This window comes from Halobacteriovorax sp. JY17 (genome assembly GCF_002753895.1).
GTDB lineage: Bacteria > Bdellovibrionota > Bacteriovoracia > Bacteriovoracales > Bacteriovoracaceae > Halobacteriovorax.
In genome coordinates, this window is sequence record NZ_NJER01000001.1 from 1 (window position 1) to 24,952 (window position 24,952).

At 34.4% G+C, this 24,952-nt stretch carries 25 protein-coding genes; 17 read left to right on the top strand and 8 right to left on the bottom strand.

The features are described 5' to 3' along the window. Nucleotides 1-278 precede the first annotated feature (278 nt). Nucleotides 279-785, top strand: a complete 507-nt coding sequence (locus CES88_RS00005; RefSeq protein WP_290729178.1) for an ORF6N domain-containing protein — start codon at nucleotides 279-281, stop codon at nucleotides 783-785. A 70-nt stretch (nucleotides 786-855) separates the two neighbouring features. On the opposite strand, the gene CES88_RS00010 is transcribed toward CES88_RS00005, so the two are convergent. Together CES88_RS00010 and CES88_RS00015 are read right to left on the bottom strand one after the other, a co-directional pair. After that, a complete protein-coding gene (locus CES88_RS00010; protein ID WP_290729181.1) occupies nucleotides 856-1,593 on the bottom strand; it encodes a sulfite exporter TauE/SafE family protein in 738 nt (245 codons plus the stop codon). Between the two features lie 85 nt (nucleotides 1,594-1,678). Continuing rightward, nucleotides 1,679-2,308: a hypothetical protein gene (locus CES88_RS00015; RefSeq protein ID WP_290729184.1), complete on the bottom strand. Its 630-nt coding sequence runs from the start codon at nucleotides 2,306-2,308 to the stop codon at nucleotides 1,679-1,681. Nucleotides 2,309-2,537: 229 nt separating this feature from the next. Between CES88_RS00015 and CES88_RS00020 the strand changes: the two genes are divergently transcribed. Next, nucleotides 2,538-2,957, top strand: coding sequence for a hypothetical protein (locus tag CES88_RS00020; protein ID WP_290729187.1), 420 nt, complete (start codon nucleotides 2,538-2,540; stop codon nucleotides 2,955-2,957). Nucleotides 2,958-2,970: 13 nt separating this feature from the next. On the opposite strand, the gene CES88_RS00025 is transcribed toward CES88_RS00020, so the two are convergent. Continuing rightward, nucleotides 2,971-3,693, bottom strand: coding sequence for a TSUP family transporter (locus CES88_RS00025; RefSeq protein ID WP_290729190.1), 723 nt, complete (start codon nucleotides 3,691-3,693; stop codon nucleotides 2,971-2,973). Between the two features lie 85 nt (nucleotides 3,694-3,778). On the opposite strand from CES88_RS00025, the gene CES88_RS00030 reads away from it, so the two are divergent. Further along, nucleotides 3,779-4,591: a LysR family transcriptional regulator gene (locus tag CES88_RS00030; RefSeq protein WP_290729193.1), complete on the top strand. Its 813-nt coding sequence runs from the start codon at nucleotides 3,779-3,781 to the stop codon at nucleotides 4,589-4,591. Nucleotides 4,592-4,610: 19 nt separating this feature from the next. Here the strand turns inward: CES88_RS00030 and CES88_RS00035 are convergent, their stop codons facing one another. Next, nucleotides 4,611-5,189 carry an HAD family hydrolase gene (locus tag CES88_RS00035; RefSeq protein ID WP_290729195.1) on the bottom strand — a complete coding sequence of 193 codons (579 nt, stop codon included), beginning with the start codon at nucleotides 5,187-5,189 and terminating at the stop codon, nucleotides 4,611-4,613. A gap of 93 nt (nucleotides 5,190-5,282) precedes the next feature. On the opposite strand from CES88_RS00035, the gene CES88_RS00040 reads away from it, so the two are divergent. Beyond that, on the top strand, nucleotides 5,283-5,837 hold the full coding sequence (locus CES88_RS00040) for a transporter substrate-binding domain-containing protein (protein ID WP_290733268.1): 555 nt from the start codon (nucleotides 5,283-5,285) through the stop codon (nucleotides 5,835-5,837). A 218-nt stretch (nucleotides 5,838-6,055) separates the two neighbouring features. On the opposite strand, the gene CES88_RS00045 is transcribed toward CES88_RS00040, so the two are convergent. After that, nucleotides 6,056-7,312, bottom strand: coding sequence for a chloride channel protein (locus tag CES88_RS00045; RefSeq protein WP_290729198.1), 1,257 nt, complete (start codon nucleotides 7,310-7,312; stop codon nucleotides 6,056-6,058). Between the two features lie 63 nt (nucleotides 7,313-7,375). Continuing rightward, entirely contained in the window at nucleotides 7,376-7,741 is a 366-nt protein-coding gene (locus CES88_RS00050) for a hypothetical protein (RefSeq protein WP_290729201.1), read from the bottom strand. Between the two features lie 118 nt (nucleotides 7,742-7,859). Here CES88_RS00050 and CES88_RS00055 point away from each other — a divergent pair, with 118 nt between their 5' ends. The 5 genes from CES88_RS00055 to CES88_RS00075 all read left to right on the top strand — a co-directional run bounded on the left by CES88_RS00055 (nucleotide 7,860) and on the right by CES88_RS00075 (nucleotide 12,690). Further along, the gene (locus CES88_RS00055) at nucleotides 7,860-8,390 is read left to right on the top strand and encodes a shikimate kinase (protein ID WP_290729204.1); all 531 of its coding nucleotides are present in this window, start codon (nucleotides 7,860-7,862) and stop codon (nucleotides 8,388-8,390) included. Nucleotides 8,391-8,433: 43 nt separating this feature from the next. After that, entirely contained in the window at nucleotides 8,434-8,772 is a 339-nt protein-coding gene (locus CES88_RS00060; protein WP_290729206.1) for a hypothetical protein, read from the top strand. Nucleotides 8,773-8,858: 86 nt separating this feature from the next. Continuing rightward, a complete protein-coding gene (locus tag CES88_RS00065) occupies nucleotides 8,859-9,743 on the top strand; it encodes a D-Ala-D-Ala carboxypeptidase family metallohydrolase (RefSeq protein WP_290729209.1) in 885 nt (294 codons plus the stop codon). A 78-nt stretch (nucleotides 9,744-9,821) separates the two neighbouring features. Continuing rightward, nucleotides 9,822-11,516, top strand: coding sequence for a hypothetical protein (locus CES88_RS00070; RefSeq protein ID WP_290729210.1), 1,695 nt, complete (start codon nucleotides 9,822-9,824; stop codon nucleotides 11,514-11,516). 43 nt (nucleotides 11,517-11,559) lie between these two features. Next, complete coding sequence (locus CES88_RS00075; protein ID WP_290729213.1) at nucleotides 11,560-12,690, top strand: hypothetical protein; 1,131 nt, start codon at nucleotides 11,560-11,562, stop codon at nucleotides 12,688-12,690. Here CES88_RS00075 and CES88_RS00080 read toward each other — a convergent pair. Then, nucleotides 12,683-13,075 (bottom strand): hypothetical protein, encoded by a 393-nt coding sequence (locus CES88_RS00080; RefSeq protein ID WP_290729216.1) that lies wholly within the window; start codon nucleotides 13,073-13,075, stop codon nucleotides 12,683-12,685. The genes CES88_RS00075 and CES88_RS00080 overlap by 8 nt on opposite strands. 158 nt (nucleotides 13,076-13,233) lie before the next feature. Between CES88_RS00080 and CES88_RS00085 the strand changes: the two genes are divergently transcribed. The 8 genes from CES88_RS00085 to CES88_RS00120 all read left to right on the top strand — a co-directional run bounded on the left by CES88_RS00085 (nucleotide 13,234) and on the right by CES88_RS00120 (nucleotide 24,146). After that, nucleotides 13,234-16,278, top strand: a complete 3,045-nt coding sequence (locus tag CES88_RS00085) for an ATP-binding protein (RefSeq protein ID WP_290729218.1) — start codon at nucleotides 13,234-13,236, stop codon at nucleotides 16,276-16,278. Then, the gene (locus CES88_RS00090) at nucleotides 16,268-17,080 is read left to right on the top strand and encodes a mechanosensitive ion channel domain-containing protein (RefSeq protein WP_290729221.1); all 813 of its coding nucleotides are present in this window, start codon (nucleotides 16,268-16,270) and stop codon (nucleotides 17,078-17,080) included. The genes CES88_RS00085 and CES88_RS00090 overlap by 11 nt, the downstream gene beginning before the upstream one ends. A 265-nt stretch (nucleotides 17,081-17,345) precedes the next feature. Beyond that, a complete protein-coding gene (locus CES88_RS00095) occupies nucleotides 17,346-19,961 on the top strand; it encodes a PAS domain-containing methyl-accepting chemotaxis protein (RefSeq protein ID WP_290729224.1) in 2,616 nt (871 codons plus the stop codon). 2 nt (nucleotides 19,962-19,963) lie between these two features. Then, nucleotides 19,964-20,797: a CheR family methyltransferase gene (locus tag CES88_RS00100; RefSeq protein WP_290729227.1), complete on the top strand. Its 834-nt coding sequence runs from the start codon at nucleotides 19,964-19,966 to the stop codon at nucleotides 20,795-20,797. Next, nucleotides 20,794-21,258, top strand: coding sequence for a chemotaxis protein CheD (locus CES88_RS00105; protein ID WP_290729229.1), 465 nt, complete (start codon nucleotides 20,794-20,796; stop codon nucleotides 21,256-21,258). The genes CES88_RS00100 and CES88_RS00105 overlap by 4 nt, the downstream gene beginning before the upstream one ends. Before the next feature lie 8 nt (nucleotides 21,259-21,266). Next, nucleotides 21,267-22,766: a chemotaxis protein CheW gene (locus CES88_RS00110; RefSeq protein ID WP_290729232.1), complete on the top strand. Its 1,500-nt coding sequence runs from the start codon at nucleotides 21,267-21,269 to the stop codon at nucleotides 22,764-22,766. A gap of 59 nt (nucleotides 22,767-22,825) precedes the next feature. Continuing rightward, nucleotides 22,826-23,674, top strand: coding sequence for a hypothetical protein (locus CES88_RS00115; RefSeq protein ID WP_290729234.1), 849 nt, complete (start codon nucleotides 22,826-22,828; stop codon nucleotides 23,672-23,674). Nucleotides 23,675-23,816: 142 nt separating this feature from the next. After that, complete coding sequence (locus tag CES88_RS00120; protein WP_290729237.1) at nucleotides 23,817-24,146, top strand: SWIB/MDM2 domain-containing protein; 330 nt, start codon at nucleotides 23,817-23,819, stop codon at nucleotides 24,144-24,146. A gap of 25 nt (nucleotides 24,147-24,171) precedes the next feature. Here the strand turns inward: CES88_RS00120 and CES88_RS00125 are convergent, their stop codons facing one another. Then, complete coding sequence (locus CES88_RS00125; RefSeq protein ID WP_290729240.1) at nucleotides 24,172-24,924, bottom strand: transporter substrate-binding domain-containing protein; 753 nt, start codon at nucleotides 24,922-24,924, stop codon at nucleotides 24,172-24,174. Between the last annotated feature and the right edge of the window lie 28 nt (nucleotides 24,925-24,952).

Here is a 24,952-nt window from a genome sequence, read left to right on the forward strand (position 1 = left end):
CCAGTAACTGCGAGAATCTTATTTGCTTTTGCGATTAGTTCAACGACTTCAATATTCATGATAACCTCCATGAATACTAATCGTAGAAAGGCTATAAGAATTTATACGTGGCAGAAGCCTAACTTACGATATGTCGGAAGTACGGTCGACCATCTTTTTAGTCTTTAAAATCAAGTATTGAATTCATCAATAAATAACCTCAGATATTTTACATATTTATAAAACTCATATCGAAATTGATTATGCATTTAACCTCTCGATTAGAAATTGGAGTAAATATGTTTAAAATTCAAAATATCGAAGAAATGATTTATATGATTCGTGGTCAAAAGGTAATGCTAGATAGTGATTTAGCAAAGCTCTACGGAGTCCAAACAAGTCAGTTAAATAGGCAAGTAAGAAGGAACCTCATTCGATTTCCTGAAGACTTTATGTTTGAGCTGACAGTAGAAGAATACGAAAACTTGAAATGCCAAATTGGCACATCAAGTTCTGAACACGGGGGTAGGAGAAAGGAACCACTTGTTTTTACAGAGAATGGTGTTGCAATGTTGTCTAGTGTTTTGAAATCTGACCAAGCTGCTTTAGTAAATATTGCAATTATGAGGATATTCACTAAACTAAGAAGCTTTTTGCTGCTCGAGAAGGAATTGACTGACCGTATGGATGGTATTGAATCTGGCGCAAATAAAGTGTTTAAGATTGTATTTGAAAGATTAGACAATCTTGAAGAGAAATTGCCTTCCCATGATAAAGATAGAAAAAGAATTGGTCTTAAAGACTAGCTGCTTTTAAATAAGTTCGATATGTCGGAAATACGCTCCACCATTTCTAAATGATAAAATTCTTCCTTTATTAATTCAAAACAGTGGACTCTAAAATTAAAGAACATCCAATGATAACTAACATCCAGTAAACAAGATTTTTAAATAAAGTAATGGGAAGATTTTGATTTATAAGCTTTCCCATGAATATTGCTGGAACAATGGCGATTAGAGAAAATAGATAATAAGTGGTTACTTTACTTGTCCAAAGTCCAAGTTGGTAATAGCCTATCATTCCAATAATGCTTGCAGGGAAGAAGTAGGCGTGTAAAGTTGCTCTGAAATTTTGTGGTTTCCACTTTCTTAAGTTTCCATATACGACAAGAGGTGGTCCATTCATTCCATAGGCACCTCCTAGAATACCTGCTAAGAATCCAAAGAAGTAGGTCGTCGACTTTTTATCATTTAAAATAATTTCAGACTTATAAAATAATAAGAAAAGAGAAAATGAAATGATTAAAACTCCTAAGGTTACTTTTATTTGAGATTCATTTCCGTATTTTAAAAGAATAAGGCCAAGTGGTATTCCAAAGAGAGTAGAAAAGACTAAGTTTTTAGCACTTTTAAAATGAACTTCTCGAAAGTCTGTAAGCATAGAAATAAATGCGATTGTAGTAGAGAGAAGAACAGATAGGGGGACGGCTATTTCGATAGGAATAAAGAAAGTGAGAAGAGGAACGGCAATGAGTGACTCGCCAAAACCAAAAGCTGAACGAATAGTGGATGCAAAAAAGATCACTAAGAGAATAGGGTAAATGCTGGTTTCCATTAAGATAATTTTACCGAATTTATCGATATTTGTTAATGAATTAATTTTAAAATAATGTCGTAAAGTATACGACTATGAAGACCTCTTATCCGCAAAATTCTAGTCCAATTCTAAATTCTTTTGAAGAGCCTATTTTATTAAGAATGCTTCCCTTATTTCTAATAACGTAAGTCTTATTTTCAGCTTCTCCTTCAGGTGAGACTTGAGTTACGATGATTTTATCATCTACAGAAAGTCCTTCAAAAATAAACTTATTAACCATTAAGGCCATTCCTCTCGCCGAAAAGTCTAGTACTCTTAGCTTTGATTCTAGTTTTTCGTGAGAAGATCTTATTAGTAAAACCTTTGCGTATTGAGTACTTTGTATTCCTAAATTTGTTCTCTTTTCTGCACGAGCTTCCTGTAATTTTACGAGGACTGGTAGAGAAACTTCTAGACACCCTTGAGCAGAATCTCTAATTTGCGCTTTAAAAATAATATCACGGCATGAAGAGTGAAAATAAATATGCTGTCTCTTATCAAGAGTGGTGCTCTCCGACTTCTTTATGCGGATTTTAATTGTTCTATTTAGGGAGTTGATACTCTCGATAACTCCAAATGAGTAATCACCTGTTTCTTTGATCGATTGCCAGACTCTGATCTTACTCTTATTTTCCTTAAGAGTTTGGATTAAAGAGTCTATTGAATATCGTCTATCTACGTCTATTAGTTCCATAATGTAAGTGTATTCGTATTTTCTTATAAGCGATAAAAAGCGCTTAAGTGCTTAGAAGTTCGTTTAAGGTAATGCCTTATTTTGTTAGCGCAGCAAATAGTATTAATTTATAAATTTTTAAAAGAAGTGTATAAAAATTAAACAAAGTAAATTGTAATTAGTACAAGAGCCTATTTTGAAATGAGGAGTTCCTTTAAAGTGGGTAAGAATCTAAAAAAGGAATGAATTAATGAAATCACTTATAATGGCCCTGGTCCTTATCTCCTCTTCAGCTTCTCTTGCTGCAAGTAAATGCGAAGTAAGAGGAAATGGATCAATCTTTAAAACTAACGGTGTAGTCTTTAAAAACGTGAGTATATCTGATGTGTTTTCAAAAACTAGAGAAAAGTCTTGGGAAGATTGCTATAGAACAGCGATCAAATTTTCTGAGCGCTATGATAGTTCGATGCCAGTTTCTGTTAGCGGTGGTCGAGTTGCGGGAGGTTCCGCAGAAACTTTAATGCATCTCTACTTTGATTGGTCATTTGATGATAGTTCAATTCCATTTCTTGATACAGCAGGGAAGGTTACAAAGTACTCATCAAGATATGAGAACTATGCTCAAGAAGGTGATATGAGATACTTTTCTGATGGTCGAATATTTGAATAATGAAAGCTTGTTATTAAACAATACCTTTGTATAGCATCACTCCGCTGAAGAATATCATAAGAGTTTTTGCTACGACTAAAAATGAATTATCATTAAATTTTCCAAGAATTTTCTTTCCAAAAATACTACCAAATAGCAGTGTGATTATTGCTATCGCATACATTTCTGGAGAGATATCTGTCACTTTGAAGTTATATATCTGTAAGAAGTAGAAAGTTTTTAGCATATGACCAAAGGCCTGGGTGAAGGCTTTATTAGCTACGATTGAAAACCTTCCTAGAGTACTTGAAAGATAGAATAAGTCTAAAACACTCCCTGATACTCCAGCTACTGCTTGAGTAGCACTCACAGCTATTCCGCATAGAAATGATCTTCCCTTTTTTTCAATGTCAAAATGAATAGAAGTTCTTTTTAAAATACCAAGTAGTGGCATGAGCCCAAGCAAAATAAAAATAACCTTCTTTGAAGGTCTTATATGTATAAATTCAAAAACTCCATAGGCGAGTATTGCTCCAATAATGTATGGAAAGATCACTTTTTTTCTGATGTGTTCCCTGTTTATAAAGGCCCTAAAACCGTTAGAGCTTGTTTGGGTTAAACCGTGAAGAATTAGAGCAATAGGTAAGGGAAAAACGACTAGGAAGATGGCCAGAAGTATTACTCCTCCCGCCATGCCAAGGGCACCAGAGAGAGTACTTGTGAGTAGTATGTAAATAAAAGCAGTTATTAGGCTCATTGATTCTCCATATAGCTATTATCGAATGAAAAGAGTGATGAAAAAAGGGAATTAATAGAATATAATCTATTCTTAGGAGGAATATATGTTTGAAGAGCTAGAAACCTTAAATGCACTCGCTAGACACAAGACAATGGGAAAGGCGGCAACTTCCCTTAGAGTTACTCAATCAAGTGTTAGTAAGCGTATTCAAGCACTCGAGGAAATTTCTAATAAAGAACTTATTGTAAAGAATGGTCGACTTGTAGAGCTTACTCCTGCTGCATTTGCACTCTTAGATAAAGCGCTTCCTCTTCTTCGTGAATTAAAAGAAACGATTAAAGGAGAATTGGAGACAAAGGTTTCAAGAATATCAATTGGTTTTTCAGAATCAATACTATCCTCTTGGGGGGCTCACGTTATTTCAAAGTATGCTCTAAAGAAGAAGGAGACTATTCTTGAACCCCATGCACATCGAACACCAGTTATCGTTGATAAGGTAGTTTCAGGAGATTATAGCATCGCAATTGTTGGAGGAAGGCCAAAGAATTATCCAGGGTTACATTTTGAAAACCTTGGTGAGGAAGAAATGGTTATTGTTGGTAAATGTGGGCGTTTATTTTGCGCTGAAATGACAAGTGGAACATGGAAAGCAATTTCAAAGCAAGCTGCAAAACTTGAAATTGTAATAGAAGAGAGGAGTGAGTTCTTATCTCCAATTGCGCATATGGCACGCAATGGATTTTGCCGAGGATTAGTTCCAGTTGCTGTTGCAAAGAGTGCTGGATTTTCTAGAAGAGAAATGTTGAAGACGGGAATACATAGACCTATATATGCTGTTGGAAGAAAGAGGGCATTTCTTAGAGAAGATATTTCTGACTTATTAGAGTTTATAAGAAGCTCTTTAAAGAAGTACTAAAATTAAGTATAGAAGAAAATTAGCCAAAATACTTATTAAAAAGGTCCATGTAATTTTCGATGATAATGTCGGCACTTTCTTTTAAATAGTGATTCTTTTCATTGAGAAGAAGGCCCGCAATAGCTCCCGCATTCTTTGCTGTTTCTATATCAAAATCATAATCTCCTATATAGAGAATCTCTTCTAGAGGGATATGAAGTTTCTTTGAAAAGAGAGCTAGGCCCTCTGGATCTGGTTTAGGTTTGGCACAGTCACGACTTAGTATAAGGTCGAAGCTCCAATCAAACTTTTCCAAAGTTTCAGTGGTAATAACTTTCGAGTTACGAGTGAGTATTCCTGTGGGAATATTGACCTCTTGTAGTGAGCTTAAGAAGATTGTGATATCTCTTATTTCTTTAGCATTCTTACATGCGATAGATTCATACTTATGAACGGTATTGTAAGCTTCAACCTTTGTTTCTCCAGTGAGGCTCTCTTCAATATACTCAAGTATTGGATACCTTTCAGGTATACCTATCTCTTTGCGTATCGATGAAAACGCAATATTACTTTCTACTAAGGTGCCATCCATATCGAAGACTACTGCACTTATTTTCATAATCCTTCCAAAAAATCTTTCACTATAGTTTATTGTATAGGAGAATATAAGTTATCAGATTATCTGGAGACTTGTATAAGAATTTTTTTAATTATTTATTTATTTTCATTCTCTGTACTAGGCAGTAACAAACTCGTTGTTGTTGGGGAAGAGTTTCCTCCTTATAAATTTATAGAGAAAGGCAATCTTATTGGAATAGATGTCGAAATTATATCGAATATTTTAAAACGATTGGATATTAATTTTGAAGTGCTCTCGTGTCCTTGGAAGAGGTGTTGGAAAATGCTTCAAGATGGTGAAGCTGATTTGGGATTATCTGTTTCCAATAAATTAGATCGTAAAAAGTATGTTTACTTTCCTGAGAATTCTGTCTGGAGTGCTGATTTCTATTTCTTTGCGACAAAAGAGACAAAAGAGAAGTATCATTTATCCTCAATAGAGGATGCAAGAAAAAATAAATTAAAAGTAGGTATTGTTAGAGGGAACTCTTATCATGAATCATTTTGGAAAGTTTTTCCACGTGATGAGAATAATTATAATAATCAACTCTCTCCAACCGCAAATGCTTTAATGAATTTTAGAAAGCTTAGTAAGGGAAGAATTGATCTCTTCCCAATACCGAAGACTATTGGACTTTTTACAATTTAGAGTCAGCCAGAGCTTAAAAATATTACCTACTATGACTTTAAAATATTTTCAAAAGATTATCCCGTCGCTTTCTCTAAGAAATCAAAATTTAAAAGTGAGAAGTACGCAAATATAGAAGAGGTTCTCAAGGCCTACGATCAAGAGCTAAAAAAGTTTAAAGAAACTAAAGAGTTTACGGATATCTTTTTAAAGTATGAAAAGTAGAAATCTCTAAATTTTTATGACCTAAAGAGCATTCTTTTAAGAGATAAGATAAGGTGGAATGCCTTTTGATGTTTCTTTGAAAAATATCTCTGTGATTGGTAAATTCCATTATGCCCTGAAAAATAGTAACTCATATAGCAGGTGATAAAAGCATAAGGAGCAATCTCGATACCAAAAACCTCTATGGCCATTATGATACAAGCTATTGGAGCGTTTGCAGCTCCGCCAAAAACTGAAACAAATCCCAGTGCAGCCAGAAGTTCAAAGGGAATAGGTGTGAAAATCGCGAGGGCACTTCCAAGAGTTGCCCCAATGAAAACAAGAGGAGTAAATTCTCCGCCTTTAAATCCCGACCCAAGAGTTAAGGCAGTAAAGAATATTTTAAAAAGAGTCATGCTCCAGTGACTTTGCTCGCGAAGAGAATCTTGAATAGTATTTAATCCTAGTCCTGTATATTGGTAACTGCCTTCCAGGCGATAGAGTATTAAGAGTATAATTCCTCCAATAAAAGGTCTAAGTGGGGGATAGGAAATTGTTTTCTTAAAGATACTCGTAATAAAGTGAGTAAGTCGTGAAAAAGTATTTGCAGTTAACCCAAATAAAATGCCGGCTAAAATAAGGTATAAAATATAAGAGACTTTAAACTGAGGAAAATTAACTGTTGGATAAATTGTGTGAGGAACTTTTAGAAAATGTACTACATAGTAACCAACAAAAGAGGCAATCAAGCACTGGTAGAGTGCAAAGAGTCTAAGTTTTCCGACAGTGATAATTTCCATTCCAAAAATAACTCCGGCCCATGGGGCTGAGATCGCCGCACCTAGACCAGCTCCTGATCCAGCTATTAATAAAACTCTTCTCTCATAGGCAGTTACTTTTATGAAACGGGAAATATTATCGGATAGAGTTCCTCCCATTTGTACGGCAGTTCCTTCTCGTCCGGCAGAACCTCCGAATAGGTGAGTTAGCAAAGTTCCAAAGAGAACAAATGGGACCATACGAAGAGGAATGACTTTCTTTGGATTATGTATCTCGTCTAAGATTAAGTTATTTCCTTTCTCTGAGCCTTTTCCAAATTTGTAATAAATAAATCCAATGAATAATCCCGCTAACGGAAGAAGATAGAGGAGGAACATATTTTCTTCTCTAGTCTGAGTTGAGAGAGAGAGTAGTATGAGAAATATTGATGAACTAAGTCCAGCTAGAAGTCCTGAGAGAAGACTTAAGAAAGTCCATCTCAGGAATTTATTCAATTTAATATCTAATTTCATTTAGCTTAACCTTTTATTAAGTATTATATAGGTTAAACTCTAATACTGACAATAGGATGAAGCTTATTCGTACATTGAGGAAATTTCTTTAAGTATCTCTTCTAGTAGTTCTTCGGTAACTTTAAATTCATAGCTCTCTTGCTCTTCTGTATCATACATAACCGCTGTACAATTTATTTCCGGATAGCTCTCTTTAATTTTAGTAAAAGCTTCCTCGCAAAGAAGTAGGCTTTCATCATCGACTACGGCTTCACAGCTTATCTCTGCAGATCTTAATTCATTTAGAATGCTTTCTCCACAAGGGCCGTTCTTATATTGTGTTTTTGAAATTGTATTAGCTTTACCGTTGGTATTAGCAGCAGCATTGTCTTGAGACTCACAACTTGTAATAGCAAGCGCAATTAAAAGTACTACGATTAAGTTTTTCATTTTATTCTCCTTTATGATTGTTATAAACTTATATAAGCAAGAGATATGCCAAATTTTTAATATGTTAAGTGTCTATAATTACTTGATGTGTTCCAGAATCGAAACAAAGGGTTCGGATATGAATAAAGTTCTAGTCATTGGAGTGAGTTGTTCTGGAAAGACAACTTTTGGAAGAAGATTGGCAAAACTTCTAGGTGTGAATTTCTACGATTTAGATGATTTATATTGGTTTCCTGGTTGGATAGAATCGAATCCATTGGAGTTTTCAGAAAAGGTGTCGAAGCTTCTTGGGCAAGATAGATGGGTCTTCGTTGGAAATTATAAGTCTGTTCAAAAAATGCTAATTGAAAGTAGTGATACCGTTATATGGCTAGATTATTCGAAAAGTCTTGTTTGGATTCAGGCCTTAAATAGGTGTTTTAATCGAATTATTTTAAGGACAAGTTGTTGTAACGGAAATTATGAAAGCTTCTTCAGAACTTTCTTTAGTAGGGACTCAATTCTTCTTTGGATTTTTAAAGATTATACTCGAAGAAAAAGAAAGTATAATTTGATGCTTGAGAGTGGAGAGTTTGATGGAAAGACGTTTGTTCATTTAAAGAGAAGGTCTGATGCTGAAGAGTTCTTTAAAGTGATAGATATTGTTTGAATTAAGAGATTTAATTTTTCCTTTTTTCTGTTTTAATTAAAATATGAAAAAAATAAAATTGATGACACTCCTTTTGGCCCTAGTTAGCTCTATTTCAATTTCTGCACGTGAGTTTAACTGTAATATTAAAATGAATGGTGAAGAAGTTCATAATACTTCTTTCAAAGTCTCAGCAGGAGAGAGCATTAAGTTTGCAGATTCTCCTTCTTTGAAATTTTATTTAAAGTCTATGAAAGATGATAAATTCGAATTACAAGCCTATGATGTTGAAAAGGCCTCAAGAACTTATGCAATTGGTAAAGTAAGAGAGTCTGGAGATATTTTAAACTATACTTTGTGGACTCGATCAGCGCTCATAGAATCTGAATGTCTATTGAAATAGTCAGGTAATTCTTCCCAGTCAACTAGATCTCACTAAATTTCTTTGATGAACTTCCGTTAAGTATTTAATTAGTTAGCGGAGGTTTTATGAAGTATATATTGATTCTCATTGGTCTTATTTCCATAAGTTGCACTATGGGACTTAAAGATAGGGAAATCGACTGGGAAGAGATAGCTTATATGAATGGTCATAACTACTATGAAGATGTGACTGTTGAAAAGATGACGAGAAATCCTTCTGCAATTGCAAAAGAAAAGAAAGAGGTGGATCAATGCTCTGATCAGACACAAGAAGAGCTAGATAATCTAGATGAAATGATTCTTAAGTTTGATGGTAAGATTCATTCTCCTAGTGATTATGATCATACCGTTGCAGGGCTTCAGCGCTTTATTGAAGATAGTGGCCTCACTAAGTATTTTAGTGCGAGAGAGATGATTAGCGCTAATAATAAATCTGTTGCTAGAAAATGTGGTTATGAAAACCTACTGCCAAGTAGATGTAGATGGAAGTCCGCTGTCGCTCAAGGTCTGCTTGCTGTTGAGCTTAGAAACGAAATTAATAAGGGAAGTAAATCAGCTTCAGGAATTCACCTTAGAAACTGGTGGAGGCCAACTTGTTATAACTCAAGTGTTGGCGGCGCTAAAAGTAGTGATCACGTTCAAGCGAGAGGCTTTGATTTAGACTTTAATACGCCAAAAGAGAGAGCGATAGCTCAAGCTTATCTATGTAAAATGTACAAAGATGGAAAGCCTTTAAGTTTACAAGTTGGAATTGGCTGCCAGACACTACATGTAGGAATAGGCTCCCCAAAGAGGCTTTCAAATTATCCAAAAGACGGGTCTCGCTTTTGGAAATATGGGTCTTTAAATAATTGTTCTATCAAGAGAATTAAAGAAGATGATTGCTGGAAGTTTGGTGAGGACGGAAAGCTTCATATTCACACTGAAGACGGTGGGAGTGGTGTCCTCTAAATAGATAGTTTTTACAAAACTATTTAAATAATCCCCTTTAATAGGTACTTTCGCGAGGTACATATTAATGGGGGAATAATGAACGTTTTACTAAAGCTGTCTCTAGTTGCTTCTTTTTTAGCGACACCTGTACTTGCTTCGTCAAAGAAATCAATTCAATGGAATATTAGTAATCGTTCTTGGAATTCAAGTTTTGAAAGAGAATATTCAGAATTTATCGCAGGAATTGGTAAAGCAAAGAAAGAGGGACATTGCTCAACAACAGATGAGTGCCTCAGAAGCTCAAAAGCAAATCCTAAATATTATAACTTAAATCCTTCACATTTAGATTCTATCTTTGCAGATTGCGCTGATCTTCCGTATGTCCTTAGGGCCTACTTTAGTTGGATGAATAATTTACCTTTCTCTTATCCAAATGCTCTCTTACCTGCCAATTGGTTCACTGCTGAGAATCAAGTGATTTTAGAGGAAATTGCACAGCTTCAATCAGAATTAACTGACGCTGGATTTATTCGAAAGAGAGTAATTAAAGCGAGAATTAAAAAGCTTAGAAAAGAGTTGAATGGTGGAAGTCGAAAAGTTCCTGACCTAAGATATAATGCAAACGGAAATGTTATTAAGACAAAGAGATTTGTCGAAAGTGGCGACAGTATAAATGAGGTTTTGAGAAGTATTAGTATGAGTATTTCTACTGCATCTTTTAGAACTAATGCATCTGAAAGTGGCGAAGGAAGAAAGTTTAGAGATACTTATCCAGTAAAAGTTAGTAGGGACTCGATCGTTCCGGGGACAATTCTATATGATCCAAACGGACATATTGCTGTAGTTTATGAAGTGACAAAAAATGGGAAGATTCACTTAATAGATGCACATCCTGATAACTCTTTAACAGCAATTACATATGGAGAGAAGTTCTCAAGAACCTCTGTAAAAATAGGAGGAGGATTCTCCAATTGGAGACCTTTCTCTTATGTTGACTCTAGTGTTGAATTTGAAAGTAATGAAGAGTTAGAAAATTACTCTCTTGATCAATTTCAAAAAAGTAATGAATTCATCTTCAATGATAGAGAAATGAACTTCTATGAATTCGTTAGGAACAAACTCTCGATTGGAAATCTTGTTTACGATCCAATTCTTGAATTGAGAGAACTCCTTGGAGAACTCTGCTATGACTTTAAAGAGAGAAAGTCTTCTGTTGATAAAGCAATTGCTGAAAAGTTACATTTAAAGAATCATCCAAACGAGCTTCCTAGAAATATATATGGAACAGATGGTGAGTGGGAGTCTTTCTCAACACCATCAAGAGATGCGAGATTGAAGGCATCTATAAGAGGGGGGCGCGATCTTGTAGAGAAAATCTTAAAGCTTAACTCAGAGAATGACCCTGCGGTTGTCTACGTAGGGAAGAATTTAAAAGAAGACTTAAGAAATCTTTACTTTGAGGAAAGTAGAAAGTGTTCTGTGAAAATAAATTCTTCTATTGGGGAAGAGTTATCACTAAACCTAGATGAAATGCTTTCAACTATTTATAAGCAATCCTTTGACCCATACCATTGTATTGAACTCAGGTGGGGACTTCTTAGTGATGAGCACTTGAGTAATTGTGTTAGCTCGAAAGAAAGCTTGGAGTGGTATTACGAGGAACAGGGCCTAAGAAATACTATAGATAGGGACTATTCTATACGAATGGATTACGGACTTTCAGAGCTTGGAAGTGCCGATATTTCAAACGTTTATCAAGAGAATATATCCATACTTGATATCATTAGATAGATGTAGGGCTTTACAAAAAAGTAACTATAATTTATTGTATAGTATGATAAAAATACTCGTTACAATTATGTTATTGGCAAGCTTAAACTCTTTTTCAAATGAGCTTAAGATTGCCATTTCTGAAACTAATCTAGGCGGACTAAATCAGAGTCTAATTTCTTCTATACTTTCATGTAGTACTAAAATTCCAAAAGAAAAAATAAGTATTAAAAGCTTTCCCAGTCTCCGCGGAAGACAAGAATTTTTAAATAGATCTGTTGATGGTTATTATCCTGTAATATTTGATAACCATACAAAGAACAATGGGCTTTCTCCTCTTTATATAGACGAAGTTTTATTAATTAGCCTTAAAGGTATTCCTCTTAAGAATATTTCTCTTGGTCTCGTTAAAGGGGACAATGATCAATACTTAAAAAAGTTTGAAACTTTTAAAGTCTCTTTCTCTGTGCTTAATGCGCAGACTTTATTTAAAGGACTTGAGGAAAGAAGAGCTGAAGCTATTATTGTCAAGAGGTCTCAGATTCCTGATTCGTTTGATCTTTCTAATTATGACTTAAAATCTCTCGAATATGTAGAGTCGGGAATAGAGTTAAATACGAGCTTCTATAAGAAAGTAGGGATGGGGAAGATTGAAGTAAAGCAGGCCTATAGTGATTGCTTAGAAAAAGTTAATTTTCTCTTAGAGCATAAGAGGAGAAAGAGTATTGCTGAGCACTTAAGAAGAGAGGTTCTATTAATTCAAAAATCTCTAAGTATTGAGAGAAAGAAAGTTTCTAATATTGAAGCGAAGGAAAAAAACTGGAGAGACGGGTCTAAAGGAATTAATCTAGTTCAAAAAATACTTAAAAGCGAAGAAAGTAATGGACTTAAAAAAGCCCTTTCTCATCTTGATTTTATTACTGAGGCATTTATCTTTAATTATCAAGGAGCAATTTTAGGAGGGATTTCTAAAACAAGTGACTTTGATCAATCAGATGAAGAAAAATACCAAATTGTTAAATCACAAAAAGAATTTAATCTCAGTAATATAACAGATCTTTACTATGATGCATCTTCTGGGGCTTTTCAAATAGGAATTATGATACGACTAGAAGATAAGAAAGGTGACTTTTCTGGTGGAGTCTATATTGGGGCCAATATTAATAAAATACTAACCCACTATAAGATTAATTAAGGTCTTTACAGGACCAATTTGTAGAGTGAACTTCGTGGGAAGGAATTCTAGCAAATGCCCAAAAGTTACCGTCTATAGCCGATCTTACTTTATCAACTCGTATACGAAAATTTCCAGTTGTAAATTCCTGCACTCTTCCCTCATATCTTGAAAGAAGATTTACCTTCTTATAGTAGTGTTTTATTTGACCATTCTCTAATGAATTAACTTTTATCTCATGGAAAGTATTTCTACTACCTAAGTTTGATCGATAGATAAAGGCATCATCTACACCTGAATTTTCATCAAGGCTTACACAGCGGTAGAGGGCCTGTCTTTTGGGGGTTAGTCCAGCATAGGCTGACGAAGCTAAGAGAATTGAAAATAAGCAGACTAAATTCTTCATAATAATTTCCTTTGAAGAACTCAGTATATCAATATTTATTCAAAGGATATATGAGAAGAAAAACCTTCTATGACGCGAGGCTTTCTCTTCATAATTAGTTGTTTGCAATCATAAATAAGGACTCTAGAATAGTTTAAATCCCTATTTTGGAGCCAAATTTGAAGAATATATTACTATTCACTTTCTGCCTTACTTTTGTATTTGATGCTGTTGCTTCCACTAGGTGTATTCAGAGTGAAGTCATCTCTTTGAATGATACTGTTGTGGGAAATATTCAACAACGAAAAGTAGGAATTCATAAAGTTTTAGAAGGAGGGGGGGGAGATAGTTCTCTTATATGGAATGTCTTCGGATACGACTTTAATTTTTCTAAAACAAATGAATATATTAAAAATCTAGAGAGAGTTAATAAGGACTCAAAAGGAGTTGTACCTGAGTATGAGTTCCTCTCAAATTGCTTAGTAGAGTTAAAATTAGTTAAGCGTTTGAAAAAATTTGAGCTTCTATCAAAAGAGTATAATAACTTAAAAATAGAATTATTTAAGAAGAATCAATTATTAAATAACTCTATTAAGCTAAATATCGATTCAAATAGTGCAATTCCTTCTCTTGCTAGAGAGGTAAATGAAGAATTTTTAAAATTAGAAAAAAATAGAAGGGAGATCGAAAAATCCCTTGCCAAAAATGAAGCAAAGGTTGCAAATAAAACCTCTTCTAAAGAAATTACTTTCTATGAGAACTCCTTATTAAAATTTAGATTAGAGCTTCTTAATACAAAGGGACTTTACAATAGAAACTTGCAACAAAAAATTGAATACTTTAATCTAAAATCGTTAAAGCTATCAAATTTATCTTCGTCTTTTGAAAGCCTTGAAATGAAAAGAGTTGAGAGTCAATTTGTAGAGGTTGAAAAGATATGGAAAGAAGTTACAAAGCAGAACTTCTACGATCTTATTAAGAGTGTAATCAATTTCAACTTGCCTCGTGTTCCTGGAGCACTTCAAGCGAAAACAGGGATTTCTGAAGAAGAATTAGAGAATTTAGAACGTGAGCGCTCAAAGCTTTTTAGCTTAAGAAAAGAAGCTATTTCTGACTTAACAAAGAAGAAAGAAGAAGAGTTAAAACTTTTAAACAACCTTCTCATTCAAATAAATTCACTTAGAAGTAATTACTATAATAAAATAGGTATTGGTTTCTTGTCTGGAAGAATGTTGTCATCTGCTTACTTTGGATCTTTAAAGAATGAAATCTATGCGTCTCCATATCGGATATTAAATTATCTCTATTCGAAATATCTCTACGCGCATGAGAAAATCTCTCTTGGAAGAGATGGTATTACTGAACTTTGTTTAAATCTCTTTAAATATGTTTTCATTGTGCTTGCTCTTCTAAGTTTTAGATTAGTTTTAAATAAAACATATGAATACTTAGAGAGTAAGAACAGAGGATTGATTAATAGAAGGAAGAGGTCTCGAGTTTTTAGTTATCTAACAACTATTTGGAATAAGCATAGTGATAACTTCTATAGTGTATCTTGGCTTTTAATTCTATGTCTTATTTCTTATCTTGGAGTTCTAGATAATATAGCAATTGTATTAGATATTTTCATTATTCTTGTTATTACAAAAATCATTCGCTCTATTGTTATTTTATTTTTAAGTACAGTCTCCTCAATAGATACAAGGAACTTTAGATCGTTTAAAATTAAGGCCGAAGATACAGCAGGAAAGTTTGCAAATATTTTTCTTGTTTACTCTCTCATAATGGTTTTCTTAAACTTAACTGTTGGAAGAGTATATATATATTCAATTGTTAAGGTCCTTGCCATTATTTACTCATTCTATCAGGTTATGGAAACTTCTTCTGCATGGTCGGGGGAATTTAGCCGCTATACAGAGAAGAAATTTTCTGGAGTTATTGTAGATAAGATAGAGAGCTTTTTTAAAATATTACCTAAGAAGCTACAGGCTATTTTTAGTTTTATCTTTATTATTATCTTAACAGCTATAGATATTTTTATTAAGGCCACTGAGAATTTTGCAATTTCTAAGAAGATTTCGGCAAACCTCTTTAAAAAACAAATTGAGAGTGTCGAAGTTGAAGATGGTGCGGATGTTAAAATTCCAGTCGAATATAAAGAGAAGTTCTCCTTTCATTCTCTTGAAGTAGATGACCACTATGTTGATCATACAAAAGAAGTCGAAGAATCTATTTGCAAAGAAGTTTCTGAGTGGGTTGAAGGGAAATCGGAGGAGCACTCTGTCGTTGTTTATGGTGACAAAGGAATAGGAAAGACGACTTTATTAAAGAAAGTTATCCAAGACCTAAGGGGTGAGTATAACGAAGATTTAGAGTATATTTACACTAAAGTACCAGCTAAAACGATTGATAAAGATAAGGTCCACCGTTTTATCGAAACATCTCTTGGATTTGAAGAAGAGGGGTCTTTTGATTTATATAAACTAGATAAGCAGTTAGCTAAGAAAACGATTCTTGTTATTGATGAGGCTCAAAACTTATTTCTCTCTCATACAAAAGGTTTTTCTGCTTATAATGGTTTGCTTAATATGATTAACCTTGGTACGGAAAATATTTTCTGGGTACTTTCTTTTAATAAGTATAGTTGGCTTTATTTGGATAGAGCTTTTGGGCGTAGTCAATTCTTTAGAAATATCTTTGCTCTTAAAGGGTGGGATGATACTGCCATAAAAGAGTTAGTTCTAAAGAGACATAGAAGTTCTGAATTTAAGCTTTCCTATGATCTATTGATTAACGCAACAAGATCTCAAGATGAGATCGATAGATATACGACGATAGAGGCAAAGTTCTTTAAGCTCCTATGGGAGCTTTCCCGTGGTAATCCAAGAGCTGCACTCTATCTCTGGCTAACTTCTCTCTCTAGAAGAAATCGCCATACATTTAATGTACATATTCCAAAAGATGCAGATTTAGATAGTTTAGATAAACTTGCTGACGATATTTTCTTTGTTATTGCCGATGTTTTAAAGCATGAGAATTTATCTCCTTCTGAGATTGAAAGTACTACAAATCTCCCGAAAGGAATTGTCCGAAATGCAATAAAAGTAGGACAAGAGAGAAACTTTTTTTATAAAGATAAACATGGAAGATATATGATTGAAATATCTTCTCAATACGGTCTTATTAAGTATTTAAGATCAAAGAATTTTATATATGGATACTAATATTGGTAATTTAGTTTTTGACTTCTTTAAAGTAGATAAGATCTTTCTATTTATATTTCTTATTGCTCTTATTGTGCTCTTTATTCGACTTGTAAATTTATGGTCTGAAAAATTTCAAGAGAAACTCTCAGGGAGAAGACTCCTTATTCTCCAAATTACGACAGTCTTCTCCTTTGCAACGTACCTGATTGGAACGCTTGGGGCCTTCTACTTTGTTTTTAGACCTTCTAAGGAGTTACTACTCACAGTTGGTGGTTCAGCTGCTGTTGCCTTTGGTTTTGCTTTGAAAGACTTAGTGGGCTCTGTTATCGCAGGCTTTATTCTCCTCTTTGATAGACCTTTTCAGGTTGGTGATAGAGTGACCTATGGAGATAGTTACGGAGAAATTAAGAGTATCGGATTAAGATCAGTAAAGTTACAAACATTGAATGATGATACTGTAACAATTCCCAATTCAAAATTTCTAACTGACACAGTTGCAAGTGGAAATAGTGGAGCGCTTGATATGATGATTGTGACACCATTCTATATTTCAATACATGAAGATTTGGACCGGGTGAGACAGCTTCTTCATGAAGTTGTAATTACGAGTCGTTTTGTCTTTCTTGAAAAGCCTGTCACTATTATTTTTGAAGAGATGCCACTTTCAAATGATTTCGTCATTAAAGTAAATGTAAAGGCCTACGTCTTAGATGTGAAATTTGAAAAAGCCTTCCTTACAGATATAACGATTAGAGGAAGTAAGATTCTTAGAGAATTTAATATTAAGAGACCTAATTCCACTAATCTAAGTGAAGTATAAACGACCTAAATGACAATAGAACTTGACACTTTCTAGATTATTTAAAGATATCATGATGATCTTTAGGTAATCTTTTATTTGAAAAAATCTTAATAATTAAGAGCTTAATCTTAAGTTTTTAATCACTTGGAGACCCATTATAAAGAAGGGTTTAATTTAGTTAAATTCAGTTAACTTCTTTAACTTATTTCTTAACTTTCCCACTTAGTATATCCGAAGAGTTGTTTAGACATAAATTTTATCTAATAATTATGAGGAGTTTTATATGAGTGCAGCTTTAAAGAATGTAGAGGAGATTGAAGAGAGTGTAGGAGTAGATCTACTTTCTGTTTATCAAGTTGTTAATAAGGTGCACGCAGTTGTGGAGTTCTTGCCAAGTGGTGAGATTGATAACGCCAATGAAAACTTTCTTAATCTCTTAGGACTCACTTCTATAGATGATATTTATGGAAAACATCACCGTGTTCTATGTGAAGAAGACTATGTGAGTTCTGAAGAATATAAGAGGTTTTGGTCGGAGCTGAGGGCAGGCGAGCCCTATGTTGGTGAAGCAATGTTCAAGTGCAAGTCTGGTCAAGATAAATGGGTCCAATGCACCTATAGCCCGATCTCAAATAATAGCGGTGAAGTTGTAAAGATACTGGCATTCGCTAGGGATATTACTAAGCATAAGATGGTTATGACTGAGCTTGAAGGAAAGATCAATGCGATCTCTAAATCTCAGGCAGTCATTGAATTTGACCTTGAAGGAAATATTCTAACGGCAAATGAAAACTTTCTAACAACAGTTGGATATAATCTCGATAATATTATTGGTAAACACCACAGAATGTTTTGTTCTGCAGAGTACACAAATGGCTTTGAATATAAAGAATTTTGGCAAAAATTAAAAAGAGGTGAGTTTGACTTTGGAGAGTATAAGAGGTTTGGAAATGATGGGAAGGAAATTTGGATTCAAGCTTCTTATAATCCTATTTTCGATCAACAGGGAAGACCTTATAAAGTTGTAAAATTTGCAACAGATATAACCAAAACAAAACTTAAGAACGCTGAGTTTGAAGGTAAGATTAATGCGATCTCTAAGGCCCAGGCGGTTATTGAATTTAACCTTGATGGAACAATTATCTCTGCCAATGAGAATTTTTTAAATACAGTAAATTATGATCTAGGTGAGATTGAGGGAAATCATCATAGTATGTTCTGTGAAGAAGAATATTCAAGCTCTCCTGAATATAAGAGCTTCTGGGAAAGTTTAAGAACAGGAACGTATCAAGCAGGTGAATATAAGAGACTCGGGAAAGGTGGAAGAGAGATCTGGATACAGGCCTCCTATAACCCAATCATTGATATGGATGGAAAACCTTTTAAAGTTGTAAAGTTTGCAACTGATGTAACTGCCGCGAAATTAAAGAACGCTGAATTTGAAGGAAAAATAAATGCGATCTCAAAAGCACAAGCAGTAATTGAATTTAATTTGGATGGAACAATTATTTCGGCCAATGACAATTTCTTGCAAACACTTGGTTATGATTTAAGTGAAATTGAAGGGAAGCATCACAGAATTTTCTGTGAAAATGACTATACTTCAAGTGCTGAGTATTCAGCTTTTTGGGATAAGTTAAATAGAGGTGAATTTGACTCTGGTGAATATAAGAGAATCGCTAAAGGTGGACGAGAAGTATGGATTCAAGCTTCATATAATCCAATCCTTGATATGGATGGAAAGCCTTTTAAAGTTGTAAAATTTGCTTCTAATATTACAGCTGAGAAACTTAAGTCTGAAGCGATTAGTAAGTCACAGGCTGTTATTGAATTTGATTTAAATGGTAATATTAAATATGCAAATGATAATTTCTTAAGAACTGTTGGATATAGCTTAGATGAAATTGTAGGTAAACATCATAGGATTTTCTGTGACGATGATTACGCAAAAACATCAGAGTATGAAAATTTCTGGAGAGATTTAAGAAAAGGAAATCCTAATACAGGAAGGTTTAAAAGATTTAGTAAGGATAAGAAAGTTATCTGGCTACAGGCAACTTATAATCCAAATTTTGATAATATGGGTGTTCCATGTGGTGTCACAAAATTTGGAGGAGATATTAGTACTCAGGTTGAAGTAGAGGAAACTGTAACAAAGCTTTCAGAGGAATTCACAAATAGTACAAGAGATATATCCTTAAAAGCGAGTGATGTTGCAACTGGGGCTCAGGCACTTGGAGCAACGACAGAAGAAATGAATGCTTCTATCGAAGAATTAACTGCTTCTATTAATGCCATTGCTGAAAACTCTAAAAATACTGATACTGTTGCCAAGTCTACTCACGATGAAGCGGAGGCAGGAGCTCAAGCAATAGCTAAAGCAATTGAATCGATGGATCTAATTAGTAAGTCATCTGAAGATATTAGTGAAATTGTTAAAGTCATTAGCGAAATTGCAAATCAAACAAACTTACTGGCCTTTAATGCTGCAATTGAAGCCGCTAGAGCGGGAGAGCATGGGCTAGGTTTCTCAGTTGTTGCAGATGAAGTAAGAAAACTTGCGGAGCGATCATCACAAGCAACAAAGGAAATATCTAAGTTAATTAACGAAAGTGTTAAAAGAGTTTCTCAGGGGAGTGAAATATCTAAACAGGCCGGAGCTGCATTTGATAAAATTGTAGAAGGTGTCAATAAGACCACTCAGGCCATCTCTGAAGTTTCATGTGCTGCAGAGGAGCAACTTGTCGCTGCAAAAGAAATCAGCTCGGCGATACAAGAAGTCGCTGAACAAACTGAGGTTTCAGCAGCAGCTTCAGAATCCATTGCAAGTGCTACGAGAGATCTATCACTTGGAGCGGAAGAGTTAAGAACCACTGTTGATAAGTTTAAGGTCGCCTAAGTATGGAAAGCGTGATTGAAGAATTGGACGAGAGTTCACTTCGAAATGTCATTTCATTTGTTCACAGTGTTACGGGGATTACTATTCCTGAACACAAGAGAACAATGATACAAAGAAGACTTCAGTCGCGTTTGAAATTCCACTCTTTAACGAGTTATAAAGATTATATTAAATTGGCAAAAGCAAGTGATGACGAGCTTACACAATTTATTAATATGGTCACAACAAATGAAACGAACTTCTTTCGTACAGATAGAGTTTGGGAGTATTTTGAAAATGACTACTTACCAGAGTTTTTTAAAAATCATCCAGGTTCAACTTTAAGTGCTTGGTCTGCAGCTTCTTCTACAGGAGAAGAAGGGTACAGTATAGGAATGTGCTGTGAAGACTTTAAGAGGAAGCAACCCGCTTTGTTTGAATACAAAGTCCTTGGAACAGACATCTCTAGCCGTGTTGTTGATCATGCAACAAAGGGAAGATATAAAGGGCGCTCAATTGATAATTTTAAAATTAAGAGAAAAGAGCACTGTGATAGGTTTTTTACAGCGTCTGGTGAAGAGTACGCCATCTCTTCAGTGCTAAAGTCTAGAGTGAAATTTAAAATTCACAATCTCTTTGATATTCTCGCAGAAAAAGAAATGTTTGATATTGTTTTTCTCCGAAATGTTTTAATTTATTTCTCTTCGAAAGATCAAGAGATCGTTTTGAGAAATTTAGATAAGAAAATGAATCCTGGAGGAATTCTTGTCATTGGTGAGTCGGAGTCATTAACAAAGTTAAAATCAAACTTTGAGTTTGTTTCACCGCTAATTTATAAGAAGAAAGGTCTATCGTGAGTTCTCGTATTGTTAGAGTTAATATTGGAGAAGTTAAAGTTGGAAGAGGAGAAGAACTCTTAAAGGCAACTCTTGGTTCATGTGTAGGGATTTCTTTCTTTGATACTATTAATAAGAAATGTGCTCTGGCCCATTGCCTCTTACCTGAGAGTCATGAGGGATATGGCATCGGTGCTAAATATGTTAATCAAGCAGTAGAGTCTCTTGTTGCACTAATGAAAGTAAGAGATAGAGATCAACGTGAGTTCATTGTCTCCTATGCTGGAGGCGCGAATATGATGGGGCAGATTAAGTTGGATAAAAATAACGAAATAGGTGAGAGAAACTTAAGCGCTTTAAAATTAATTTTAAAGAAGTACCACTTTAGAGTGAAAGAGTTTGATTCTGGAAAGAATTATGGCAGACAAATGTCAATAGATTGTAAAACAGGAGAAGTTGAAGTCACGAGACTCGCTTCATAGGTAGATATATGGAAAGTTTAAAAGAAGAGCTGAATGAATTGACTTCGTCTAATAATGAAAAAATGATCTTTGGATCTTTTGTTGTTGGAGAAATGGAAATTGCTTTAAATGTAAAACTTGTTCAAGAAGTCGTAAACTTTCCAGAGTCTCTAACTAAAATGCCTCTGCCAACACCTTTCTTAGAAGGGATTTTTAATTTGCGCGGAGCAATCATTCCAATTGTTAATTTAAAAGAACTACTTTCTTTAGGGAATAGTCATATTACTGGTAGTGAAAAAGTTGCAATCGTAGAATGTTCAGGAGCTAAGATAGGACTTGTTTTTGATTCAACAAGTGAAATTCTTAGGGTCTCTTCTTCTGATATTATTAATTCGAGAGAAGAACAAGAGCAGAACCAGTACATGTCTGGATGTATCAAAGTGAAAGAAGACTCGCGGATTCTTCATGTCTTAAATGTAGATAGCTTAGTTAATATTTCAAACTTAAGCGATATCATTACCAAACAGAAAATTTCTTCTGGAGTTCTTACTCATAAAGAGTTTCAGCGTAATATGAAGAAGTGCATTGCTTTTGCTATTGGAAGTTTGAATTTAAGCTTCGAGATAACCGGAATCAATGAAGTCATTAAAGTAACAGAGCTTAAGGAGAGTCATATTCAATGTGATCTTTGTTTGGGAATAGTTGAATTGAGAGGTCTTGTTATTCCAATAATTGATATCAATTACTTTCTTGAAGGAGAAGGTTATATCCATGGTGAAATTGAAGACCAAAAAATAATTCTTTTAAAGAATGAGGGAGTATCGATTGGGCTTCTGGTAGATTCTGTCGAAAATATTCAATCGTATTCCACTAATGATTTAATGCCGATACCGATTTTAAGAGAAAAGTATAAGGACATCTTTATTGGATGCATTGCTAGTGAAGATAAGGAAAATGTGATTCTAATTGATCACAATATGATTTTAAATGATGATGAGATCATAGAGATTTCAAAGGGCCATGACTTAATTTATAACAAAGACTTTAAAGATGAGAATTTTGAAAGAAAGAAAGTTATTAATCAATCTTTTATTTCATTTAAGTTAGGAGATATGTACGGTTTTGAGATTGGAGATATTAAAGAAATTATCAACTATTCTACGGGGATTGTTCCAAGTCCTGGCTCATCATCTTATGTGAAGGGAATGCTCAATCTTAGAGGAGACGCAGTTACGATAGTTGATACGAGACTCTTGTATTCAATGGAGGAAATTGAATTAGACCCTGAGAAAGCCAAGATTCTGATTCTTGAGGCTAATTCTAAGCTGGTAGGGTTAATTGTTGATTCATTAGAAAGTATTGTGACCATTGATATTAACTCGAAGATAATTCTCCCTAAAATTGTCACAAGGGACTTAGAGAGTCGCCTCGGAAGCGATTTGAAAGAAGTTATCACATTCAATAGTGGAGAAGAGAAGGATCATGTTCTTACCGTGTTGGACGTGAAGAATATTGCAGCACGTTTTTAGTTTATTCATATAATTTCAAAAAATCTTATGATATGAATTTCTCTTTCCTAGGAGAATTTATGTTTAAGATTCTAATTTCACTTTTATTTATTCAGGCTTCATTGGCCTCTTCTATTCCTGATAATCGTATTTTACGACCTGTTACAGATAAGTCGCAAGCTCAAGAAGAAAGATTTCATGCTCTGATAGATCAAGTGGAAAATACATATAGGAATTATATTGAATCTTTTGGAAAGACTTTTTCTGTTACTAGAGATTGGCAAAATCCTCAGGTGAATGCTGCTGCCTGGAAGAAAGAGAATTCTTATAATTTTAAAATATATGGAGGACTCTACCGCTTTGAAACTATTACGGATGATGCCTTTCTTCTCGTTGCTTGTCATGAGGTGGGGCACCTTGTGGGTGGAGCACCAACCTATAAGCCTTTTAATGATGGAAGTTCTGAAGGACAAGCGGATTACTTCTCTGTAGCTAAGTGTTTTAGAAAGGTCATTAAAGGCGAAGACCATGAAAGTATTATTAAAGGTATTCCACTTGAACCATTGGCCTTGTCAGAGTGTGCTGAGAGCTTCTCAATTCATTCTGAGGAGTACTCTATTTGTTTAAGAGCATCTTTGGCCATAGGGGATATGGCCAATACCTTTAAAGCTATTTCTGATATCGAAATTCTCCCAACAATTAATACTCCTGATCCTTATGTAAGAATGTTTACTATCTTTAATGGTTATCCCAATCCACAATGTAGAGTAGATACACTCTTCGCAGGGAGTTTGTGCCAAGTGAGTGAGGAAATTGATAATGATTTTTCTTTAAAACTCTATAATGAGGGGAATTGTTCAGTTGAAGCTGGTCATACTAGAGGGCTGCGACCTAAGTGTTGGTACGTTCCTAGGGGAGAAGATATTTAAGTGCGCACCGAGTAAATAGGGAGTGTGCAGCGAGTCGTTCGTATTTTTATCTAAAAAAATGCACTTTAGGCCCTACATTCTTGGCATTGTTTAATTAGTTATGGGACAATTTCTTCAATATTAATAGATTAAAGGATTAGCAATGTCAGAAGAAAAAGGATTAAAGAAGCCAGTTAAGTTAAAGTCTGATTTAGCAGCAATGCTAAGTGCAACAGAATTACCTAGAACTGAAATCACTAAAAAACTTTGGGATTATATTAAAGAAAATAAGTTACAAACAAAAACTGAAAATGGTGCTCCTGAAAATGCAGGAAAGTACATTGTAGCTGATGCGACATTACTTCCAATTTTTAAGAATACAAAGTCTACTAGTAAGTCTGGAAAACTAACTGACCTTACAAGTATGAAAGAAGGTGAGACTATCAACATGATGCAAATGGCAGCTGTTGTTGGTGCGAATATCGAAAAGTAATTACTTTGGCGCCCAAGTTTGGGCGCTAATTTTTAATTCCGTATTTTTGCCAAACTTTATCTAATTCACCTTTCTTTTTTAATTTATCAATGAGCTCATTTATTTCAGATATTCCTGGAGCAGTATTCTGTCTCACAAGAATTGTATGGCGATATATTTGATCAAACTTACTACTTATAAGTAATTTACTTCGAAGAGTTGGATTCTTACTTAAAAAGAGGTTCAAGTAGGACTTTGTCACTATTGCAATCGTAGGGGAATCTCTATCAATTACAGAATTAATATTTTCTCTATGTCCTGTACCAAGCTCCATTTTAAAATATTTTTGTAAGTACTCTCTATTAGTCACTAGGTTTGCAAACTTGTAGTGGTAGCCAATAATACCAAGAATTGTTTTATCTTTTAATGTATTAAAAAAGCTCTCATCACGCCCTGGAATAGCTTTCGCTATGAATACCTCTCCACCATTTAGGATTACGCGAGATGGAGCAATGGGTTCTGCTTGCCAGCCCCAAATAATATTTTCAAAGAAAATAAGGCTATATTTATTTTCACTAAAATCCTTATATCTTCTCTTAGAAGTTGTAAGAGTGAATTTAAATAAATACTTATTTTGAGATTTATTTAGCAGCTCAATGAGGTCGAGAGTCATACCTTGGGGCTTCCCGTCATTAATAGAGACGAAGGGAGGAAACTCGTAGCCGCCAACGATAATTTCCTTTCTTGCGAAAGTATTGCTACTTAAAGCGACCAAGGTGAATAAGAGAAGTATTTTCATATATAGTTTCATTGCCTAACTATTATAG

What these genes read in the sequence shown, in the direction of transcription:
- CES88_RS00005 (WP_290729178.1), top strand. Translation starts at nt 279, where the DNA reads ATGTTTAAAATTCAAAATATCGAAGAAATGATTTATATGATTCGTGGT.
- CES88_RS00010 (WP_290729181.1), bottom strand. Translation starts at nt 1,593, where the DNA reads ATGGAAACCAGCATTTACCCTATTCTCTTAGTGATCTTTTTTGCATCC.
- CES88_RS00015 (WP_290729184.1), bottom strand. Translation starts at nt 2,308, where the DNA reads ATGGAACTAATAGACGTAGATAGACGATATTCAATAGACTCTTTAATC.
- CES88_RS00020 (WP_290729187.1), top strand. Translation starts at nt 2,538, where the DNA reads ATGAAATCACTTATAATGGCCCTGGTCCTTATCTCCTCTTCAGCTTCT.
- CES88_RS00025 (WP_290729190.1), bottom strand. Translation starts at nt 3,693, where the DNA reads ATGAGCCTAATAACTGCTTTTATTTACATACTACTCACAAGTACTCTC.
- CES88_RS00030 (WP_290729193.1), top strand. Translation starts at nt 3,779, where the DNA reads ATGTTTGAAGAGCTAGAAACCTTAAATGCACTCGCTAGACACAAGACA.
- CES88_RS00035 (WP_290729195.1), bottom strand. Translation starts at nt 5,189, where the DNA reads ATGAAAATAAGTGCAGTAGTCTTCGATATGGATGGCACCTTAGTAGAA.
- CES88_RS00045 (WP_290729198.1), bottom strand. Translation starts at nt 7,312, where the DNA reads ATGAAATTAGATATTAAATTGAATAAATTCCTGAGATGGACTTTCTTA.
- CES88_RS00050 (WP_290729201.1), bottom strand. Translation starts at nt 7,741, where the DNA reads ATGAAAAACTTAATCGTAGTACTTTTAATTGCGCTTGCTATTACAAGT.
- CES88_RS00055 (WP_290729204.1), top strand. Translation starts at nt 7,860, where the DNA reads ATGAATAAAGTTCTAGTCATTGGAGTGAGTTGTTCTGGAAAGACAACT.
- CES88_RS00060 (WP_290729206.1), top strand. Translation starts at nt 8,434, where the DNA reads ATGAAAAAAATAAAATTGATGACACTCCTTTTGGCCCTAGTTAGCTCT.
- CES88_RS00065 (WP_290729209.1), top strand. Translation starts at nt 8,859, where the DNA reads ATGAAGTATATATTGATTCTCATTGGTCTTATTTCCATAAGTTGCACT.
- CES88_RS00070 (WP_290729210.1), top strand. Translation starts at nt 9,822, where the DNA reads ATGAACGTTTTACTAAAGCTGTCTCTAGTTGCTTCTTTTTTAGCGACA.
- CES88_RS00075 (WP_290729213.1), top strand. Translation starts at nt 11,560, where the DNA reads ATGATAAAAATACTCGTTACAATTATGTTATTGGCAAGCTTAAACTCT.
- CES88_RS00080 (WP_290729216.1), bottom strand. Translation starts at nt 13,075, where the DNA reads ATGAAGAATTTAGTCTGCTTATTTTCAATTCTCTTAGCTTCGTCAGCC.
- CES88_RS00090 (WP_290729221.1), top strand. Translation starts at nt 16,268, where the DNA reads ATGGATACTAATATTGGTAATTTAGTTTTTGACTTCTTTAAAGTAGAT.
- CES88_RS00095 (WP_290729224.1), top strand. Translation starts at nt 17,346, where the DNA reads ATGAGTGCAGCTTTAAAGAATGTAGAGGAGATTGAAGAGAGTGTAGGA.
- CES88_RS00100 (WP_290729227.1), top strand. Translation starts at nt 19,964, where the DNA reads ATGGAAAGCGTGATTGAAGAATTGGACGAGAGTTCACTTCGAAATGTC.
- CES88_RS00110 (WP_290729232.1), top strand. Translation starts at nt 21,267, where the DNA reads ATGGAAAGTTTAAAAGAAGAGCTGAATGAATTGACTTCGTCTAATAAT.
- CES88_RS00115 (WP_290729234.1), top strand. Translation starts at nt 22,826, where the DNA reads ATGTTTAAGATTCTAATTTCACTTTTATTTATTCAGGCTTCATTGGCC.
- CES88_RS00120 (WP_290729237.1), top strand. Translation starts at nt 23,817, where the DNA reads ATGTCAGAAGAAAAAGGATTAAAGAAGCCAGTTAAGTTAAAGTCTGAT.
- CES88_RS00125 (WP_290729240.1), bottom strand. Translation starts at nt 24,924, where the DNA reads ATGAAAATACTTCTCTTATTCACCTTGGTCGCTTTAAGTAGCAATACT.